Here is a 19,694-nt window from a genome sequence, read left to right on the forward strand (position 1 = left end):
GCTTATGCGGATAAAGCCATCTATAAAAACACCCGCTCAGGTCGTAGTAGCACATCTTTAGATGAAAAATTAATTCCTGCTTATGAACAAGCTTTGGCTGATCCTGAACCTAAAAAACTAATTATTCTGCATATGATTGGGACACATCCAAACTATCAAGAACGTTATCCAATTGCGTTTAATAAATTTAATAGTAATAGTAATGATGCTGTAGAAATGTCACTCAAGAAAAATGATATTGATCCGTGGATTCGTTCAATGCGCAATCATTATGACAATGCCATTTTATATCAAGATACTTTATTGGCTCAGTTCTTTGATGCCTTAACCACTCAAAAGGATCTAGATCAACGTTCATTTACCGTGGTATCCGATCATGGCAATGAAGTAGGTCACGAGTTAGACTATGCAGGACATAGTCCAAATACTAAAGCAGGTTATCAAGTGCCTGTCATCATGTGGTATGACCATATGCCATCTGTTGGCGTCGATCTCACTACAACTTTAAATACGGCTGAACTAGACAATAATCTGATGAAGATCATGGGTCTGAAGGACAAATATGCGCCGCCTCAATCGTATTGGTTTGATTCTAACTATCACTTTAGCCCTGAAATAAATTGGCCCTACTGGCAAAAAAAGCATTAAGCATCATCGATCTGAGTAGAGTCTAGTGATACACACAAATACTCTTGATTGATCATTTTTAACAAATGATAAAGCTTGTTGCTTACCCAGCAAGCTTTACACCACAATTTTCTTTTTATTTTCACAAAATAATCATCAAACTGTCATCCATTTGATAAATTTTATTTGCAAACTAATACAATTAATAAAAGCACATGAGTTTTACGATGTTAAAGAAATCCGTTCTTAGTCTCTGCCTTTTTACGCTTGTTGGTTGCAACAACGATAACAACGATCAATCAAATACGAACAAAACAGAATATCAGCTCCCCCAGATTTTAGTGGTTGGGCATCGAGGCGCGAGTGCACTTCGTCCTGAACATACATTGGAAGCATATCAAAAGGCCATTGATGATGGCGCAGACTTCATCGAACCAGATTTGGTTTCGACTAAAGATGGCGTTTTGGTCGCTCGTCATGAAAACGAAATTAGTGGAACAACGAATGTTGCCAGTCTTCCAGAGTTTGCAAATCGAAAAACAGAAAAAGTGATTGACGGTGTCCGCTATGAAGGCTGGTTCACTGAAGATTTTACCTTGCAAGAATTACAACAACTCAAAGCACGCGAACGTATCCCACAATATCGACCGGCGAATCAACAATATAATGATTTGTATACAGTACCGACATTAGAACAAATTATTGAATTGACGGAAGCACACTATAAAAAGACAGGTAAAATTATTGGTCTTTATATTGAAACTAAACACCCAACGTTCTTTCAACAACAAAACCTTGCTATGGAAGATACACTACTTAAAACCCTAGCAAAATATCGCTACACAAGAGATATCGCACCAGTTTATTTACAGTCGTTTGAAGTGGGAAATCTTAAATATTTAAAACAACAGCTCGACCAACATAAAAGCATCAAACATGCACAACTCATTCAACTCTATGATGAAAAAACAACAAAACCCGCAGATTATGTGGTGCAAAATATTAAAACAACTTATGCAGATATGGCCACCGCTGAAGGTTTAAAAGAGGTTGCAACTTATGCAAATGGTGTTGGCCCTTGGAAGCCATATATTTTTGAAGATGAGGAAATGACCAAAACCACATCGTTTATCACTGATGCTCATCAAGTTGGCTTAAAAGTTCATCCTTATACTTTCCGTCCAGAAAATTATTATATGCCCGATACGTTAAAGTGTGCGGATAAAGAAAATGTTTCTGAACGCTGCCCAGATGGTGCAATTAAAGAAATGCAGTTATATTTTAAAGCAGGAGTAGATGGTATTTTTGCTGATGATCCAGCAATAGCCCGCAAAGCAGTCCAAAATTATTTAGGTCAAAGCAAATAAGTTTTATCATTGATGGGGAGAACCACATGGTGCTCCCCTACACTGTCATTTAATGTGTTAACTGTTTTTGTCGAACCTGTTGCCATTGCCACCAACCATAAGTTGCCAAACCAACAAAAGCTGCATAAAGCCCTGCCGTCAATAATAACTCTTTGTAGAGAAACATTCCCACATAGACAATATCGATGATGATCCAAAGTAACCAAGTAGCAATATGCTTTTGGCTGGTCCAATAGGTTGCAAGTAAACTAAAGGCTGCAAGTTGAGAATCCAACATAGGAAGTGAAGCATCCGTACAATACTTCAAAACCATGCCAAAAATTAAACCACCAGTTGCAGCTAAACATATTTGTGCCAATGCACTCGTTCGATTGATCGGCTCGATACGAATCTCATGATCTTGACGTTGCCCTTTTAACCAATAATAAAAACCATAGAAATTAAACACGATAAAGAAAAATTGTAAGATGGTTTCACCATACAATTTATAGGTGAAGAAAATGTAAGCATATAATGAACAAGCCAAAATATTGAACCACCAACACCACATATTCCGTTGTATGGTTAATGTTACTCCTATCAGGCTAATGATGACGGCAATAATTTCTAATGCAGACAAAAGACAACTTCTTTGAATATTCGATCGTGACATTATGAAAAAATCCTAGATTTAAGCAACAGCTAAATCTCAAAATGCCTCACTGATTGTTTTTCTGTTCCTTCGTTTTATATGGAATGATTTATTACCTTTTTATATTTTAGTTAAGGGCCGAAATAGAATTGTAGAAAGCATTTTAATTTTTAGAGTGGCTATTTATTCAGCAATGGTTGTGTTATAAAAATACATAACTATTTTTTATGATCTATCAATGTTCACACTACAAGTTTCCTCAACTCGCACAAATCACATCGTTGATTGCACTCACGTCAGTGCCACATGGCGACGTGTCTGCATTTTATTGCGAGGAGACTTTATCCATCGATTTCATCTCATGAATATCTATAAATAGAACATCATATGAAATGACAAGGTCACCTCAAACGTGGCCTTTTTTGTTGCCTAAAAATCAAGATGACGTTGTCATCACTGGAGTTTACCCATGTCTCAACTACATGAAAAAAGTTTACTGCCCACCACACAGATACAGCCGACTATTGTGTCTACATACCCTCGCCTCGCAACAGTCGGTCAATTTATTGCAGTCACTCTGATTTGGTCATTTACCCCCTTAGCGGCGGTATGGACAGTCAATGAACTGCATTGGGCGTGGGGCTTATTTCTACGATTTAGTCTCGCCATTCCTTTAGTTTACATCTGCTTGTTGTATTTCAAACTAAAGCTAACATGCAATGCAAAAGCTTTACTTAGCTATGCTGCTGGTGCAATTGGATTATTTGGGTCTATGGCGTTTTGCTATCTGGGCGCAACACGCGTACCTTCGAGTATGATTTCAATCATCTATGCAACGGCTCCACTATGGTCGGGATTAATCGCGGTATTTATTTTAAAACAAGAACGCTTTTTAATTCTGCAATGGGTTGGTCTAGTATTAGCGATATTTGGTCTAGTACTGACACTCGGTCTGGCAACTGAAGAAATTCAACTGGATATGCTTGGTGTTGCTTACCAAATTATTGCTGTTTTGCTGTATGTACTGTCCATGTTTGCAGTAAACAAAATTAAAGCCGAAATACATCCAATCGTACAAACGGCTGGATCAACTTTAGTGTCATGGTTAGGTTATCTCGGTCTTATTGCTTTTTTTTACACTGAAGCACCAACACAGTTACCGAACTTACAAACATCGTTAGCTTTAATATATAGTGCTTTGTTTTCCTCTGTTCTTGCGATGATGTTTTATTTTCATTTGATACAGAAGCTCAAACCCACAACGGTAATGCTCACCACAATTTTAACCCCTGCCTTGGCAACACTCTGGGGAATAACGCTAAATCAGGAGCCTTTTAGCTCGCACTTATTTATGGGTTTGGTTTGCTTAGCAATCGGGTTAATCATGTATGTCTATCCCAAACAATGGTCTAGATAAGATATAAAAACTGCTGAGTCTGATAAATGATCAGAACATGTGTATTATATTATGCAATGACTCACGGAAAGGAACTGAAATGATGCTTAAACAGATCAGTTCCTTTTGATTTATAGCGTGACTTCCCAAAGATTTATTCAAGGATGAAAAATCGATGCGTACTTACGTTTTGTGGTTTATTTTAAGTTTTGCTTTGGTTTTACAAGGCTGTGCTTATCATACCCATCAATCTGCCTTGCATCCACAGAAAACAGCCGTTTTAAAACAACGCTTTTATCAAGCTAAAACAATCACTGCCGACGGCACGGTGCTGGCATTTACGGTATACCAGCCTAAGTTAGAGGCCAATCAAACAGCACCGTTGCTATTGCATACGCATGGTTTCGGTTTATCACGCATGAAACGTCCTGAGCTGAGCTTATACGGTTTTTTATTACCGACTGGACAAGTCGCCAAATCGGCATGGAAACAAGGCTATTGGGTCATTAGTTACGACCAACGTGGTCATGGTAATAGCCAAGGAAAAATCCGTCTAACTGATCCTGAAAAAGAAGCTCAAGACATCATTACCATCATGGACTGGGCAGAAAAGAATTTACCTCAGTTAGCAATCAATCAAAACGGCGTGCGTACAGGCATGATCGGTGAATCCTATGCTGGTGGCGTACAATATCTAGCCTCAGCCTTGGATCCGCGCTTGCAAGCGATTGTTCCTATTACGACGTGGTATGACATTGTAAACAGTCTGGCCCCCAATGGCGTCCCTAAAAGTAACTGGATCAGTTTTCTAAACCTAATTGGGGATTGGTGGAATTGGAATAAATTTGATCCAGAACTCAAACAGGCCTATAGATCCACTCAACAAGGACAACTAGATCCTTCTTCTTACCACTTCTTACAACGACATCAGGCAAAATGGTTTTGCGAACACAATCAAAAACCACAGGCCAATGCATTGATTATTCAAGGTTTTAGGGATGTATTATTTCCATTTAATGAAGGTGTAAAAGCAGCAAAATGTATTAAAAATGCGCAAAAAGATGTGCATCTAATCGGTGTTGAAGGCGGACATTTACAACCTTTTGCACAAAGTTCACCATCAGGTCAAACACCGTTTTGGTATATTGGCAAAACAGTACAATGTGGCAATAAGCAGAAATATAATTTACAAGACACGATCCTTGCTTGGTTGAATCATCAACTTAAAGATCAAAGTGAAAAACCAAATCTCGATGAACTGTGTGTGGATAACAGTCCAGTCCGCTCTTTGCAAGATCTAATGGCAAATACAACGTACACAATCACACCAACAAAAATTACGGCGACAGAAACCCAAGCCGTATTTGTACCTATTCAAGTTGCTGAACATGCACAATATATTACAGGTAACCCATTATTAAAATTGAAAGTTGAAGCTGAGGAAAGTACATCACCCACCCTATTTATTTCTCTTGCCATCAAATCTAAACAAACGGGCAAATATCAAATCGTAAATGAACAAACCACACCATTTAACCTTGATAAAAAGCATCAATACGACCAAATCATATTAGGCTCAGCTCAACACGGAGTAACCCAAGATATTGAACTATCAAGTATCAATACAAGATTAGAGGTCGGTGACACTTTAGGATTATTCATAAATACTGAAAGTATCTATTATAAAAGAATTAAACAGCCAAGAATTAAAGCGGGGATTTCAGGAGCAATCATTTTACCGAAGCTTTGGTCGATAGAAAATTCAGTACAATAATGACTTAGCCAAGTCGTCGAGAATGGTTTATCACCACTCTCGATTGGCAATTAATTCTTCCATTTCAATTTCTAAATGCCCAACATCTTGCACCACCATCATCATAGCTTCAGCAATATAATCCGCTGCCGTATCATCCAAACTCGAGTCTAGATCTTCAAATTGCGGCTTCATTTCATTAATTTCAATCATGGTTTGATGAGCAAAACGATAGATTTCAGACTCAGATAAATCTGCGCGCCCCACTTTTTTTGCAAACTGTTGAATATGTTGTTTGACTTCCGCAACCAAAATATCGGGATAATATTCGTCGTCAAACATCGGGAGAAGTAAATTTTCAAACATAAAAAATCATATGCCAATAAAACGCCTTGCTTATAACATACTCCAGCATAAATCACGATATTTAGGCATAAAAAAAGCGGTCTTTCCGACCGCCTTCTATAAATAAATACTAATCTTTGTTTGCACTTAAACTCTTAGCGATTTTAGCAAGTTCTATAAACTCTTCTCTCATCTGATAAGGATCTGGTTTTGACGACTGCTGTGCCAACTGAATAATTTGATCCCAGCCCATTGAACCATTATATTGTCCACCTTTTAATTGCTGAGCATACGCTGCGACAGCCACGGCAAAACGAGTATCGCCATGCGCTTGAGCAAGTGTTTTACTCCCCACTTTTATTGGCTGATTCAACAAAATACTCTTCTCTTGATTCGGCAACTTATAACGTAGATTCACAAAGGCATATTCGGATTTTTTCGTACTGTCTATTTTAACTGAGCTTTGATAACGTGAATCATTGAGCCAACCTTGCTGCCCGACAGGAATGATTTCATATAGTGCTGTGACATTATGTCCAGCCCCAATATCTCCCGCATCAACCTGATCGTTGTTAAAATCTTCTTGCTTCAACATACGATTTTCATAACCTACTAAACGATATTCTTTTACGGTCGCAGGGTTAAACTCCACTTGAATTTTAACATCTTGTGCAACAGTGGCAAGCGTAGAAGAAAGTTGCCGTTGTACCACTTTCTTTGCTTCATTTTTATTATCAATATAGCTGTAGTTCCCATCTCCAGCATCGGCCAGTTGTTCCATGAGCTGTTCATTATAATTGCCGGTGCCAAAACCCAATGTCGTTAGAGAAATCCCACTTTTACGTTTTTCAGCCACCATCCCTTTCAAGGTACTGAAATCAGTAATACCCACATTAAAATCACCATCTGTCGCCAATAAAATTCGATTAATTCCATTTTTGACAAAAGCTTTTTCAGCTTGTTTATATGCCAATTGAATTGCTTGTTCACCTGCTGTTGCTCCGCCAGCACGTAAACCATTAATCACAGCCAAGATCTTTTCTTTTTGTTCGCCAGACGTCGGTTCAAGTACCAGCTTTTCACCACTCGCATAGGTAATGATCGTGACTTTATCTTGTGCTCTTAATTGCTCAGTCAATATTCGCAAAGTTTGTTTCACTAAAGGTAATTTATCAGCAGCACTCATACTGCCAGAAACATCCACCAAAAAAACCAAATTCGCAGGTGGTAATTGTTGAAGTGCAAGATCTTTTGCTTGAATACCAATTCGAATCAGTTTTGCATTTTCTTTCCAAGGGGAATCAACTGTCTCGGTGGTGACAGAAAATGGATGTACACCATTTGGCTGCGGATATTGATAATCAAAATAATTAATCATCTCTTCAATTCGTACCGCATCAACAGGTGGTAATCGACCATCATTTAAGAATCGACGCGTATTGGTGTAACTTCCCGTATCCACATCTATACTAAATGTTGAAACTGCCTGATCTGTAACACGATGAACTGGATTAACCTCATTTTTTTGATACTTTTCAGTATCTTGCTCTAGACGTGGTCTTTCCATTGTAGGCATCACAGCATTATAAGCTGCTTTATGTGCAATATGACTCCGCGCAGCAATAGGTGCTGGCATAATGACATCGCTTGTTTGAATGCTATGCTGTTGAACAGGATAACTACATCCTATCACTACAAAACTGAGTACACTCAAGGTCAATATTTTTGCTGAATGCTGCATTTAGTCATATTCCTAATTTTATTGTGTTTCCAAACATACGGTATAATTCAAATTATTTTATGTAGAAAATAAAAAGACACCATATTCAAATTGATCTTCAATATTTTTTTTAACTTAATCATTCAATCGCATAATTAATAGTCACCACAACACGAGCAATTTTGTTAATTGTCGTTTTATCATAAGCTCCACCATAATCACTATCACTATCTGAGCCACTCTCTGGCAGAATATAGAAAGCACCCTGACTGGCTGAACGCATAGCACCTACTTTAACGCTACCAACCTTTGCAAACTCATTCGCACGTAGATAGGCATTTTGGGTTGCATTGGCAATTAGCGACATTTTTATTTCTTCTAAATTGGAGACCAAATAATCTGGTCGCTGCTGAATGCTAACTCCCTTTTCATCGAGTAAATAGGTATCTTTGGCAGCATTCTCAATCTTTGCAATATCTTGACTATTCAAGACTATTGTTTGCATTGCAATATAGCCTTTAAATTCCCGTTTGCTTCTGCCATCACCAAATTCAACATCTTCATAATAAGATTGAGAACTTTTATTGCCTAACTGCAAATCTTCATTTTTAAATCCACGATCAACAAAAAACTTTTGCACAGCTTTCATCTGCTCATCCAATAATTGATAAGCTTCCGCAACCGTATTTGAGGTGTTATTTGTTTGTAAATGAATTTCCCAACGTGCTGAATCTGCTTGAATTGGTTTTTCAGCTAATCCTTTGACTGTAATTGAATTTTTTGTGCTATTAAATTGTTTGAGTGAATATCCCATTACCGCAGCTGAAATGACAAACCCTAAGCTCAGAATGAATGCAAAAACCCATAAACTTATATATGTTATTGTTTTATTTTCCATTTTTATTTCACTCAACCCAGTTATAACTTTGTTATATTTAATCTAACCCAGCAAGTCAATAGCATGTCCTATGCCATTAACTTGCCTATAGATTTAAGTTCTGTTGAAACTTCAACCATGCCCCGAATTTTTTTTGCATCATTTTCCATACATTGATCGCATCATGGGTCGCTTTCACATCATGCACCCGAACAATGCTTGCCCCCTGCTGAATACTCAACATATGTCCCATCACGCTTCCTACCGCACGTTCTGGTGCAGGTACACCATTTAATGCCTCACCAATAAAACGTTTACGAGATAACCCAGATAAGATGGGGTAGCCCATCTGATTTAGCTTCCAAAACTCATTCAACAGTTGAAAGTTCTGTTGGGCATTTTTAGCAAAACCAAAACCAGGATCAATAATAATATTTTCTTTTCTTATTCCAACTGCTAAAGCTTGATCAAGCCGTTGTTGTAACTCAAGCATCACATCTTCAGTTACATCATGATATTGATCTAATTGGTTCATATTGGTTGGTTCACCGCGCATATGCATCAATATCACAGGAATATTAAGCTCACTTGCAGTTTCCAATGCATGAGGACGTGTTAAAGCACGCACATCATTCCAGATATGAGCACCAGCTTGTATAGCGGCTCGTATCACCTCTGGCTGACTGGTATCAATCGACATCACCACATCATATCGAGATAGCGCCTCAACAACAGGTATTACACGGCGAATTTCCTCTTCGATGGCAACAGGGGATGCATTTGGACGTGTTGACTCTCCTCCAATATCGATGATACTTGCACCATCTTCCATCATTTGTATAGCACGTTGAATCGCTTGGTCTTTTTGATAATGCAATCCACCATCACTAAATGAATCAGGTGTAACATTCAAAATACCCATAATCTGTGGCTGGGATAAATCTAAAGTAAAACGTCCACAGCTTAATTGAGATTGTGGTAATGGCATTAACTGCATCAAAACTCTCCACATTTTAATCAGACTATCTTAGCAAGACAGCCACCCACTCAGAGTTGATTTATTTTCAGCTTCATCGAAAAGTTAAACAAAAAAAGAGCGACCGAAGTCGCTCTTATATTGGATCGCTACATTAGCTCATCGCTGGCAATGGTGGTGGTGTAGATGGACCATCTTTCGGTGGTTCAAAATCAGCCACAGGATTTTCAGCGACATAGACTTTTGGTGGTTGTGGTTCACGACCTTCCATGATGTCACGGATTTGGTCACGATCAATAGTTTCCCATTCCATCAACGCTTTTACCATCGCATGTGCAATTTCTTGGTTGTTTTCTAAGATATCACGTGCAACTTTGTATTGCTGATCAAGAATACGACGAACTTCTTCATCCACTTTCTGTTGAGTTGCTTCAGAAATGGTACGACTACCAACGTTACCAAAGAAGCCATTGTGATTCTCATCTTCATAAACCATGACACCAAGCGCATCAGACATACCGTACTTAGTGACCATTGCACGTGCCATTTTTGTCGCACGCTCAAAGTCATTTGATGCACCAGTTGACATTTGATTAATGAAAATTTCTTCAGCAATACGTCCACCAAACAAGATAGATAGTTCATTTAACATCTTGTCTTTATAGTGGCTGGTTTGATCCTGTTCAGGAAGCTGCCAAGTGACACCCAGTGCCCAACCACGTGGCATAATCGTTACTTTATGCACAGGATCAGTACCCGGTAAGATCTCAGCAACAATCGCATGCCCTGCTTCATGATAAGCTGTCGCTCGACGCTCTTCTTCACGAATCACCATCGATTTACGCTCAGGCCCCATGTAAATCTTATCTTTTGCATCTTCAAAATCATGCATATCGACCGTGTTTTTATTACGGCGAGCAGCAAATAATGCAGCTTCGTTCACCAAGTTTGCCAATTGTGCACCAGAAAACCCGGGTGTACCTCGTGCAAGAATCTTAACGTCCACACCAGTGACTGAAGGTAACTTTTTCAAGTGCACGTTGAGAATTTGCTCACGACCACGAATGTCTGGCAATCCAACCATCACTTGACGGTCAAAACGTCCTGGGCGAAGTAAAGCTTTATCTAATACATCAACACGGTTGGTTGCTGCAATCACGATCACGCCTTCATTGCCTTCAAAACCGTCCATTTCAACAAGCATTTGGTTTAAGGTTTGCTCACGCTCATCATGACCACCACCTGTACCTGAACCACGGTGACGACCAACAGCATCAATCTCATCGATGAAGATGATACACGGCGCATTGCGCTTAGCTTGTTCAAACATATCACGAACACGCGAAGCACCTACACCCACGAACATTTCAACAAAGTCTGAACCTGAGATACTAAAGAAAGGAACTTTAGCTTCACCAGCAATTGCTTTGGCCAATAAGGTTTTACCGGTACCTGGTGGACCAACCATTAACACGCCACGCGGAATCGTTGCACCAAGACGCTTAAACTTAGAAGGGTCTTTTAAGAAGTCTACGATTTCAACCACTTCTTGTTTGGCTTCATCGCAGCCTGCAACATCAGTAAAGGTCACTTTGATTTGGTCTTCAGAGAGCATCTTCGCTTTTGATTTACCAAAACTCATCGGACCATTTTTACCACCGGCTCCCCCACCCATATTGCGCATAAAGAACATGAACAACAGAATAATTAATAAAATAGGGAAACTTGCAATGAGAAGTTGCATCAAAATGCCTTGGCGTTGTGGTGCAATACCTTCAACTACGACATTGTGCTTATTCAAGCTTGGTAGCAACTGAGTGTCTTCTACTTGTGGACGAACAGTCTCGAATGAAGAGTTATCTGTTTTCTCACCACTGATATTTAAACCATCAATTGTAACTTGTTTAATTTGTCCAGCATTCACCGCCGCAACGAAATCAGAATATTTCATCGCCGCAGGCTTATTTCGGTCACTGACGTTGCTAAAAATCAAAATCAGAACACCGAGTATGACGAGCCACAATACGGCATTCTTGAAGTAATCGCTCAAGGCTTTATTCCCATATCAATCTAATTTGATCATACCTAATCTTGGCTGACCTTCACAAAAACAGCAATGGATTTGCGTTACAAAAAACTTAAAAGGTACAAAATGCACAATTTTTAGCAACTTGGCAAGTATACTTTTTATCGCAACGCTTTCTTGCGGCCTTGACCAATCAAAAAAACCTCTTTTGATCGAGCACGGGATGCCGCAGGTTTTGCTGTCTTTAACACATCAAAACTATCGACCACTTGCTTTCTAAACTCATCAAAGCCAGAACCTTGGAACACTTTAACCACAAACTGCCCATTCGGTCCAAGCACTTTTTGAGCAAAGTCCAAAGCCAATTCACACAAATAAATTTGACGTGGTTGATCAACAGCCCTATTACCTGATGTATTGGGGGCCATATCCGAAATTACAACGTCTACTTGACGTCCATTTAAAATATTTAACAATTTTTCGAAAACATCTTCTTCTCGAAAATCACCTTGTAAAAAAGTGACATCTGGAAGTGCATCCATTTCTAGGATATCAGATGCAATTACAAGGCCATTTGATCCGACCAGTTTACCTGCAATTTGAGACCAACTTCCGGGTGCTGCACCTAAGTCAACGACCGTCATTCCCGGCTTAATCATTTTATATTTTTCTTGGATTTCAAGCAGCTTGTACGCTGCACGTGCACGATAACCTTCCTTTTGTGCTTTTTTTACAAAAGGATCATCTAAGTGCTCTCTCATCCATGCACGACTGCTTTTCGACAATTTTTGGTTGGTAATGCGTATTGCCATAACTCACTAAATTTCAAAAAACTTCTGATTGGTCATTGTACGTTAAATTTGGGCTGAATACAGTACAAACACTCATGGATAATACGATCTTTTGTAGATTTTTCTGATTATCATGATCGATGAAATCAACACCAACTGGGGTATTCAAACACATTTAAAACAAAACACCTTTGCATTTTACATGGTAACAAAGCATCAATTAAAATTCCGCAAGCACACCTAAGTTTTGTTATACTAAGTCGTTTTTCGAATCAGGTATTTTTAATGGCGGCTTTATCTATCCATGAACGTAAACGTTTACGTCAAATTGGTCATGCACTTAACCCTGTGGTTATGATTGGCGGTCAAGGTCTTACTGAAAGCGTCATTGAGGAAGCTCAACGTGCACTGAATGACCATGAGTTGATTAAAGTTAAAATTGCTGGCGAAGATCGTGATGCGCGCGCGGCCGTCATTGATGCAATTGTTGAAGCAACAGGCGCTGAAGCTGTTCAGAAAATCGGTAAAATCGTTTTGCTTTATAAAAAAGCAGCGAAACAAAACCAACACCTTTCAAACTTAGTTCGTTTTGCTCATTTAAGTAATAAGTAATCATTATGGCAAGTTATGAACTGTCAGCATTTGATCGCTTTAGTGCCATTACGGTGGTTGGAGCGATTGAGCAACAAACGCCAGCAACATTGAATGTTGGTTTTTGGGTTCGTGACCCAAATCAATTTTTAATTTACCCAGATCAAGTTACTGCGCACCCACGCCATGACTTTTTGTGGGAAAAAACATGTTTTGAAATTTTTGTGGGTGTGAAAGATGAAGATTTCTATAGAGAAATTAATCTTTCCCCTTCTCAGGCTTGGCAAGTTTATCAATTTGAAGAATATCGCTTTCCAGAAGATATGCCACCTATCGCTGCCTATGATATTGAGCTAAATCATTTACAGCGCACACATTATGGTTTGAATGTCAGTCTAGATCTGTCTCAGTTTATGCGACAGCATAAACTCAAATGGTCTGATCTCTATATCGGTCTTACAGCGGTGCTCAATACCACTCAAGGTATGCATTATTTTGCAATGCAACATAGTAGCCCTCACGCTGACTTTCATAACAAACGTGATTGGTTGCATCAATTTTAAATAAAAAAAAGCGAGAAAAATTCTCGCTTTTTTTATCACTCTGCTCTATTAGCTAGCACGGACTTTATTCCAAGCTTCAACTGCTTGTTCTTTAGTGCGCTTCAAACTGCCCACTAGAGTTTCTTTATGTTTCACAGAAATCTGGCTAATGTCATCTTTCAATTCTTTACTTACTTTCGTTAAATCTTCAATTAAAGCATTTAACTCAGTTTTAAGCGCATTTTTTAACTCAAGCAAGTTACCTTGAGATGAGTTAAGTTGGGTTTTGATCACTTCAATGCGTTCTAGAAGATCTTGTTTAATTTGCGCAAGTTGGTTTTGAATATTTTGATTCAACTCTTTTGCTTCTGTCTCAATCTTTTCTTGAGTTTCTGCAATCACTTCTTTCACTTGCTCTTGAGTCTCTGCAATAACTTCTTTCGCTTGTTCCTGAGTTTCTGCAATCACTTCTTTCGCTTTGGTCGCTTTCACAGCAACAGCTTCTTTGACTTCTGCTGTTTTCTCAGTCACAGTTTCTTTTGCTTTAGCAGTTTTAGCAGCAACGGTTTCTTTAACTTCTTCAACAGTTGTCGCAGTTTGATTTTCAGCCATTTTGATTCCCCTCTATATTGATTGTTGATTTTTTGGCTAGATATAAGATAAATCGCTTTAAGTAAGAATCACCAAAAAATTGTTAGACAATTTGCATAATATCTCACCAGACCGTCATCAAAATGACAGATTTAGCAATAGACCTTTATCGACTTACAACGTTATCGGAGAGCGAACATTTCTCTATTTAATAATTAAAACACATAGACTTCTGACTTACTCATGCGTATAATGCGCTGTTAAGTTACAAGCGAGCAGACTGGAAGGAGGGGCATGTTTTTGAAAGACAGCCTGCCTTTTTTTATGTCTACTCGCTTTTTTACAGCCCTATTTTTGTGGTCTTAGTTCAGGAGCTTTGGTTTGAGCACCCCCGCCATTTTAGCCCTCGCAGATGGAACGATCTTTAAAGGAACGTCTATCGGTGCATCGGGTAGTACGACTGGTGAAGTCGTTTTTAACACTGCCATGACTGGTTATCAAGAAATTTTGACTGACCCAAGTTACGCACAGCAGCTTGTGACGTTGACTTATCCTCATATTGGAAATACTGGCTGTAATAGTGAAGACGTTGAATCAGGTCGCATCCATAAAGTATGGGCGAATGGTCTGATTATCCGCGATCTTCCTTTATTGCATAGCAACTTCCGTTCTGAACAATCATTAAGTGAATATCTAGAGCAACACAATGTTGTTGCAATTGCAGATATTGACACACGTAAACTCACTCGAATTTTGCGTGACAAAGGCGCGCAAAATGGTTGTATCCTTGCTGGCGAAAATATTACAGAAGAAGAAGCTATTGCAAAAGCACGTGCATTCGGCGGTTTAAACGGTTTAGATCTTGCAAAAGAATGTTGTGATCCAGCAGGTTTTGAATGGACTGAAGGTTCTTGGACCCTAGGTCAAGGTTTCACCCAACCAGAACTTAAATATCATGTTGTTGCATACGATTATGGTGTCAAAACCAACATCTTACGTATGCTCGCAGACCGTGGTTGCAAACTCACTGTCGTTCCAGCACAAACACCAATTGAAAAAGTTTTGGCTTTAAATCCAGACGGCGTGTTCTTGTCAAATGGTCCTGGTGACCCAGCGGCTTGTGACTACGCAATTGAGGCTGTAAAAACACTTGTTGACACCACCAACTTACCAGTATTTGGTATTTGTTTAGGTCACCAAATTTTAGCGCTTGCTTCTGGCGCAAAGACGATGAAAATGAATCATGGTCATCATGGTGCCAACCATCCTGTACAAAATCTTGAGAATGGTACAGTGATGATTACTTCTCAAAACCATGGCTTTGCAGTTGATGAAAGCACCTTACCTTCAAACTTAAAAGTAACGCATCGTTCATTGTTTGATGGTACAAACCAAGGTATTCATCGTACTGACAAACCAGCATTCAGCTTCCAAGGTCACCCAGAAGCGAGTCCTGGTCCACATGATTGCGCGCCATTGTTCGATCATTTTATCGAACTCATCGAAGCAGCTAAGAAGTAATTAAGGAGCGAATAATGCCTAAACGTACGGATATTAAAAGCATCTTAATTATTGGTGCTGGTCCTATTGTCATCGGTCAAGCCTGCGAGTTTGACTATTCAGGTGCGCAAGCTTGTAAAGCATTACGCGAAGAAGGCTATCGCGTTATTTTGGTGAACTCTAACCCAGCAACCATTATGACTGATCCTTCAATGGCGGATGCAACCTATATTGAGCCAATTACTTGGCAAACTGTTGCACAAATCATTGAAAAAGAACGTCCAGATGCAGTTCTTCCAACGATGGGCGGACAAACTGCATTGAACTGTGCCCTTGCCTTAGATGAGCATGGCGTTCTTGAAAAATATAATGTTGAATTAATCGGTGCATCAAAAGAAGCAATTGAAAAAGCTGAAGACCGTAAACTGTTTGACATTGCAATGCGTAAAATCGGCTTAGAATGTCCACGTGCGGATGTTGCTGAAAGCATGGAACATGCATTAGAAATTCAGTCACGTTTTGGCTTCCCTGTCATCATTCGCCCATCGTTTACAATGGGTGGTTCTGGTGGCGGTATTGCGTATAACAAAGAAGAATTTATCGAAATCTGTGAGCGCGGTTTTGACCTTTCGCCGACCAAACAATTATTGATTGATGAATCATTAATTGGTTGGAAAGAATACGAAATGGAAGTTGTTCGTGACAAAAACGACAACTGTATTATCGTATGTGCAATTGAAAACTTTGATCCAATGGGCGTACATACAGGTGACTCAATCACTGTTGCTCCTGCTCAAACATTGACTGACAAAGAATATCAAATCATGCGTAATGCATCGGTTGCTGTTCTTCGTGAGATCGGTGTAGAAACAGGTGGTTCGAACGTTCAATTCGGTATTAACCCGAAAGACGGTCGTATGGTTGTGATCGAGATGAATCCTCGTGTTTCTCGTTCATCTGCACTTGCTTCTAAAGCAACAGGTTTCCCAATTGCAAAAATCGCTGCAAAACTTGCAGTGGGTTATACCCTTGATGAATTGAAAAATGACATCACGGGCGGTGTAACTCCAGCAAGCTTTGAGCCTGCAATTGACTATGTTGTTACTAAGATTCCACGTTTCAACTTCGAGAAATTCCCTCAAGCTGAGCCAGTATTAACCACTCAGATGAAATCTGTGGGTGAAGTCATGGCAATTGGTCGTAACTTCCAAGAATCTGTTCAAAAAGCACTTCGTGGTCTTGAAGTTGGTGTTAGTGGCTTTGATGAAAAAATCGAAGTTGGTACAGCAAATGCGAAAGACATCATCTTAAAAGAGCTTAAAGTTCCAGGTCCAGATCGTATTTGGTATGTTGCCGATGCATTCCGTCATGGTTTCTCATTAGATGAAGTGTTTGAAGCAACGAAGATTGACCGTTGGTTCTTGATCCAAATTGAAGATATCGTTAAAACTGAAGCTCAAGTAAAAACTTTAGGCTTTGGTGATTTGAATGCTGACAATATCCGCTCATTCAAACGTAAAGGTTTATCAGACCTACGTATTGCCAACTTGATGGGTATTTCACAGAAACAATTCCGTAAGCAGCGTTGGAACTTGGGTGTTTATCCAGTTTACAAACGTGTTGATACCTGTGCTGCCGAATTCGAATCTGGCACAGCATACATGTATTCAACTTACGATGAAGAATGTGAAGCAAATCCATCAAATCGTGACAAAATCATGGTGATTGGTGGTGGTCCAAACCGTATCGGACAAGGAATCGAGTTTGACTACTGTTGTGTTCACGCTGCTCTCGCAATGCGTGAAGACGGTTACGAAACCATCATGGTAAACTGTAACCCTGAAACAGTTTCTACAGATTATGATACATCTGACCGTTTATACTTCGAACCAGTAACACTTGAAGATGTACTGGAGATCGTACGTACCGAAAAACCGAAAGGCGTAATCGTACAGTACGGCGGTCAAACTCCTTTGAAATTGGCACGAGCTTTAGAAGAAGCAGGTACGCCAATCATCGGTACATCTCCTGATGCGATTGACCGTGCAGAAGACCGTGAACGTTTCCAACAAATGATTCAACGTCTACAACTTCGTCAACCAAACAACAGCATTGTAAAATCTGCTGAAGAAGGTATCTCAGAAGCTGCTAAAGTTGGTTATCCACTTGTTGTTCGTCCATCTTATGTATTAGGTGGTCGCGCGATGGAAATCGTATATAACGAAGAAGAACTAAAACGTTATCTTCGTGAAGCAGTACAAGCGTCGAATGAAGCGCCTGTTCTGCTAGACCGTTTCCTCGATGATGCAACTGAAGTTGATGTAGACTGCGTATCTGACGGTAAAGATGTTGTGATTGGCGGTATCATGCAACACATTGAACAAGCTGGTATTCACTCAGGTGACTCAGCATGTTCAATTCCTCCTTACTCTCTTTCACAAGAAGTTCAGGATGAAATGCGTCGTCAAACTGTTGCGATGGCGAAAGAACTTGGCGTTGTTGGTTTGATGAACGTTCAGTTTGCAGTGAAAGGTAACGACATTTATGTACTTGAAGTGAATCCACGTGCATCACGTACGGTTCCTTTCGTATCTAAGTGTATCGGTGAATCTTTAGCGAAAGTTGCTGCCCGTTGTATGGCTGGTCAATCTTTGGAATCTCAAGGATTCACTAATGAGATCATCCCGACTCACTTTGCGGTAAAAGAAGCGGTATTCCCGTTTGCTAAATTCCAAGGTGTTGACCCAATGCTTGGACCTGAGATGAAATCTACAGGCGAAGTCATGGGTGTAGGTGAAACTTTTGGCGAAGCATTCTACAAAGCTGTGCTTGGTTCAAATGAACGCTTACCAGGTTTGCCAACTGAGGGCGAAGTGAAATATGCATTCTTATCTGTTCGTGAGTCAGATAAGAAATATATTGCGAACATCGCTCAGCAGCTAATTGCTTATGGTTTCAAGCTTGTAGCAACTAATGGTACCTACCAAGTTCTGCAAGAAGCTGGTTTGGAATGCGAAGCTGTGAACAAAGTCACAGAAGGTCGCCCACATATTGTTGACCGCTTGAAAAATGGTGAAATTCATCTTATTGTCAACACAACTGAAGGCAAACAAGCTCAATATGATTCGGCTATGATTCGTCGTGCTGCTCTCCAAGGCAAAGTGTATTACACCACGACCATCAACGGTGCAGAAGCAGTTTGCCAAGCATTTGCTGTGAAATTGCCAATGGATGTATACCGCTTGCAAGATTTACAAACTGTAGGTTAATTCTCTACCGATAAAGTCCCGTCACCTTATCGGTGGCGGGCTTTTTCTTTTTTTAATCCTGTATTTTCCCAACCAATTTAGAGGGGACCAGAATGCAACGTTATCCTATGACTCCCGAAGGCAAGGTTGCCTTAGAGAAAGAATTACAACAGCTAAAAACAGTCGATCGCCCACGTATTACGCAGGCTATTGCTGAGGCACGTGAGCATGGTGACCTCAAAGAAAATGCTGAATATCATGCAGCTCGTGAGCAACAAGGTTTTTGCGAAGGCCGTATTCAAGATATCGAAGGCAAACTCGGTGCTTGCCAAGTAATCGATGTTAAAGATCTTGAGAAAAATGGTCGTGTTGTATTCGGCGTCACGGTAACAATTGAAAATCTTGATACCGAAGAACGTAAAACCTATAAAATCGTCGGTGATGACGAAGCAGATTTTAAAATCAATAAAATCTCAGTGAACTCACCAATCGCTCGCGGTTTATTAGGGAAAAGCGAAGGCGATGAAGCCAAAATTCAAACACCACAAGGTGAGGTTGAATATGAAATCGTGAGCGTGGAATATCTCTAATCCAGCGATAGACTCATTCACAAAAGAACTCTTCATTGGTTGAAGAGTTCTTTTGTTTCAGGCATCTTGTTTATAAATAGAATAAAAATGAGAGATAGCAATGCAAGATCGGCTGATAAGTTG

General features: G+C 39.7%; 17 protein-coding genes. 9 read left to right on the plus strand and 8 right to left on the minus strand.

What is annotated here, in order from left to right:
- The coding region (locus tag HMPREF0023_RS06675; RefSeq protein ID WP_008941563.1) for a sulfatase-like hydrolase/transferase at positions 1-648 on the plus strand (648 nt) is incomplete at its 5' end.
- 206 nt (positions 649-854) lie between these two features.
- Positions 855-1,994, plus strand: a complete 1,140-nt coding sequence (locus HMPREF0023_RS06680) for a glycerophosphodiester phosphodiesterase (RefSeq protein WP_005089465.1) — start codon at positions 855-857, stop codon at positions 1,992-1,994.
- Between the two features lie 49 nt (positions 1,995-2,043).
- On the opposite strand, the gene pnuC is transcribed toward HMPREF0023_RS06680, so the two are convergent.
- Complete coding sequence (gene pnuC / locus HMPREF0023_RS06685) at positions 2,044-2,646, minus strand: nicotinamide riboside transporter PnuC (RefSeq protein ID WP_008941565.1); 603 nt, start codon at positions 2,644-2,646, stop codon at positions 2,044-2,046.
- Positions 2,647-3,094: 448 nt separating this feature from the next.
- On the opposite strand from pnuC, the gene HMPREF0023_RS06690 reads away from it, so the two are divergent.
- Together HMPREF0023_RS06690 and HMPREF0023_RS06695 are read left to right on the plus strand one after the other, a co-directional pair.
- Entirely contained in the window at positions 3,095-4,042 is a 948-nt protein-coding gene (locus HMPREF0023_RS06690; RefSeq protein WP_008941566.1) for a DMT family transporter, read from the plus strand.
- Between the two features lie 154 nt (positions 4,043-4,196).
- On the plus strand, positions 4,197-5,795 hold the full coding sequence (locus tag HMPREF0023_RS06695; RefSeq protein ID WP_008941567.1) for an alpha/beta hydrolase family protein: 1,599 nt from the start codon (positions 4,197-4,199) through the stop codon (positions 5,793-5,795).
- 30 nt (positions 5,796-5,825) lie between these two features.
- Here HMPREF0023_RS06695 and HMPREF0023_RS06700 read toward each other — a convergent pair whose 3' ends face one another.
- The 6 genes from HMPREF0023_RS06700 to rlmE form a co-directional block, all read right to left on the minus strand.
- Entirely contained in the window at positions 5,826-6,140 is a 315-nt protein-coding gene (locus HMPREF0023_RS06700; RefSeq protein ID WP_004640272.1) for a DUF5713 family protein, read from the minus strand.
- A 109-nt stretch (positions 6,141-6,249) separates the two neighbouring features.
- Entirely contained in the window at positions 6,250-7,755 is a 1,506-nt protein-coding gene (locus HMPREF0023_RS06705) for a vWA domain-containing protein (protein WP_373868182.1), read from the minus strand.
- 223 nt (positions 7,756-7,978) lie between these two features.
- A complete protein-coding gene (locus tag HMPREF0023_RS06710) occupies positions 7,979-8,737 on the minus strand; it encodes an SIMPL domain-containing protein (RefSeq protein ID WP_008941569.1) in 759 nt (252 codons plus the stop codon).
- An 85-nt stretch (positions 8,738-8,822) separates the two neighbouring features.
- Complete coding sequence (gene folP / locus HMPREF0023_RS06715; protein WP_017394875.1) at positions 8,823-9,713, minus strand: dihydropteroate synthase; 891 nt, start codon at positions 9,711-9,713, stop codon at positions 8,823-8,825.
- Positions 9,714-9,846: 133 nt separating this feature from the next.
- Positions 9,847-11,742 carry an ATP-dependent zinc metalloprotease FtsH gene (gene ftsH, locus HMPREF0023_RS06720; RefSeq protein ID WP_004640283.1) on the minus strand — a complete coding sequence of 632 codons (1,896 nt, stop codon included), beginning with the start codon at positions 11,740-11,742 and terminating at the stop codon, positions 9,847-9,849.
- 137 nt (positions 11,743-11,879) lie between these two features.
- On the minus strand, positions 11,880-12,530 hold the full coding sequence (rlmE, locus tag HMPREF0023_RS06725; RefSeq protein ID WP_008941571.1) for a 23S rRNA (uridine(2552)-2'-O)-methyltransferase RlmE: 651 nt from the start codon (positions 12,528-12,530) through the stop codon (positions 11,880-11,882).
- 264 nt (positions 12,531-12,794) lie between these two features.
- On the opposite strand from rlmE, the gene yhbY reads away from it, so the two are divergent.
- Entirely contained in the window at positions 12,795-13,121 is a 327-nt protein-coding gene (yhbY, locus tag HMPREF0023_RS06730) for a ribosome assembly RNA-binding protein YhbY (RefSeq protein WP_004640287.1), read from the plus strand.
- 5 nt (positions 13,122-13,126) lie between these two features.
- On the plus strand, positions 13,127-13,663 hold the full coding sequence (locus tag HMPREF0023_RS06735; RefSeq protein ID WP_004640289.1) for a DOMON-like domain-containing protein: 537 nt from the start codon (positions 13,127-13,129) through the stop codon (positions 13,661-13,663).
- Between the two features lie 48 nt (positions 13,664-13,711).
- On the opposite strand, the gene HMPREF0023_RS06740 is transcribed toward HMPREF0023_RS06735, so the two are convergent.
- Positions 13,712-14,254, minus strand: coding sequence for a hypothetical protein (locus HMPREF0023_RS06740; RefSeq protein WP_004640291.1), 543 nt, complete (start codon positions 14,252-14,254; stop codon positions 13,712-13,714).
- 360 nt (positions 14,255-14,614) lie between these two features.
- Here HMPREF0023_RS06740 and carA point away from each other — a divergent pair, with 360 nt between their 5' ends.
- From carA to greA, 3 genes are all read left to right on the plus strand, one after another.
- Positions 14,615-15,754 carry a glutamine-hydrolyzing carbamoyl-phosphate synthase small subunit gene (gene carA / locus HMPREF0023_RS06745; protein ID WP_004640293.1) on the plus strand — a complete coding sequence of 380 codons (1,140 nt, stop codon included), beginning with the start codon at positions 14,615-14,617 and terminating at the stop codon, positions 15,752-15,754.
- Between the two features lie 14 nt (positions 15,755-15,768).
- Positions 15,769-19,002: a carbamoyl-phosphate synthase large subunit gene (gene carB / locus HMPREF0023_RS06750; protein ID WP_008941573.1), complete on the plus strand. Its 3,234-nt coding sequence runs from the start codon at positions 15,769-15,771 to the stop codon at positions 19,000-19,002.
- 92 nt (positions 19,003-19,094) lie between these two features.
- Complete coding sequence (greA, locus tag HMPREF0023_RS06755; protein WP_004640296.1) at positions 19,095-19,571, plus strand: transcription elongation factor GreA; 477 nt, start codon at positions 19,095-19,097, stop codon at positions 19,569-19,571.
- Positions 19,572-19,694 lie beyond the last annotated feature (123 nt).

Origin of the sequence: Acinetobacter sp. ATCC 27244 (assembly GCF_000156555.1) — a bacterium.
Classification (GTDB): Bacteria; Pseudomonadota; Gammaproteobacteria; order Pseudomonadales; family Moraxellaceae; genus Acinetobacter; species Acinetobacter haemolyticus.

Excerpts from the sequence above, each read along its gene's own strand:
- rlmE (WP_008941571.1), bottom strand. The coding sequence starts at position 12,530 with ATGGCAATACGCATTACCAACCAAAAATTGTCGAAAAGCAGTCGTGCA.
- HMPREF0023_RS06680 (WP_005089465.1), top strand. The coding sequence starts at position 855 with ATGTTAAAGAAATCCGTTCTTAGTCTCTGCCTTTTTACGCTTGTTGGT.
- HMPREF0023_RS06740 (WP_004640291.1), bottom strand. The coding sequence starts at position 14,254 with ATGGCTGAAAATCAAACTGCGACAACTGTTGAAGAAGTTAAAGAAACC.
- yhbY (WP_004640287.1), top strand. The coding sequence starts at position 12,795 with ATGGCGGCTTTATCTATCCATGAACGTAAACGTTTACGTCAAATTGGT.
- HMPREF0023_RS06690 (WP_008941566.1), top strand. The coding sequence starts at position 3,095 with ATGTCTCAACTACATGAAAAAAGTTTACTGCCCACCACACAGATACAG.
- folP (WP_017394875.1), bottom strand. The coding sequence starts at position 9,713 with ATGCAGTTAATGCCATTACCACAATCTCAATTAAGCTGTGGACGTTTT.
- HMPREF0023_RS06695 (WP_008941567.1), top strand. The coding sequence starts at position 4,197 with ATGCGTACTTACGTTTTGTGGTTTATTTTAAGTTTTGCTTTGGTTTTA.
- carB (WP_008941573.1), top strand. The coding sequence starts at position 15,769 with ATGCCTAAACGTACGGATATTAAAAGCATCTTAATTATTGGTGCTGGT.
- HMPREF0023_RS06700 (WP_004640272.1), bottom strand. The coding sequence starts at position 6,140 with ATGTTTGAAAATTTACTTCTCCCGATGTTTGACGACGAATATTATCCC.
- HMPREF0023_RS06735 (WP_004640289.1), top strand. The coding sequence starts at position 13,127 with ATGGCAAGTTATGAACTGTCAGCATTTGATCGCTTTAGTGCCATTACG.
- greA (WP_004640296.1), top strand. The coding sequence starts at position 19,095 with ATGCAACGTTATCCTATGACTCCCGAAGGCAAGGTTGCCTTAGAGAAA.
- HMPREF0023_RS06710 (WP_008941569.1), bottom strand. The coding sequence starts at position 8,737 with ATGGAAAATAAAACAATAACATATATAAGTTTATGGGTTTTTGCATTC.
- pnuC (WP_008941565.1), bottom strand. The coding sequence starts at position 2,646 with ATGTCACGATCGAATATTCAAAGAAGTTGTCTTTTGTCTGCATTAGAA.
- HMPREF0023_RS06705 (WP_373868182.1), bottom strand. The coding sequence starts at position 7,755 with ATGCCAGCACCTATTGCTGCGCGGAGTCATATTGCACATAAAGCAGCT.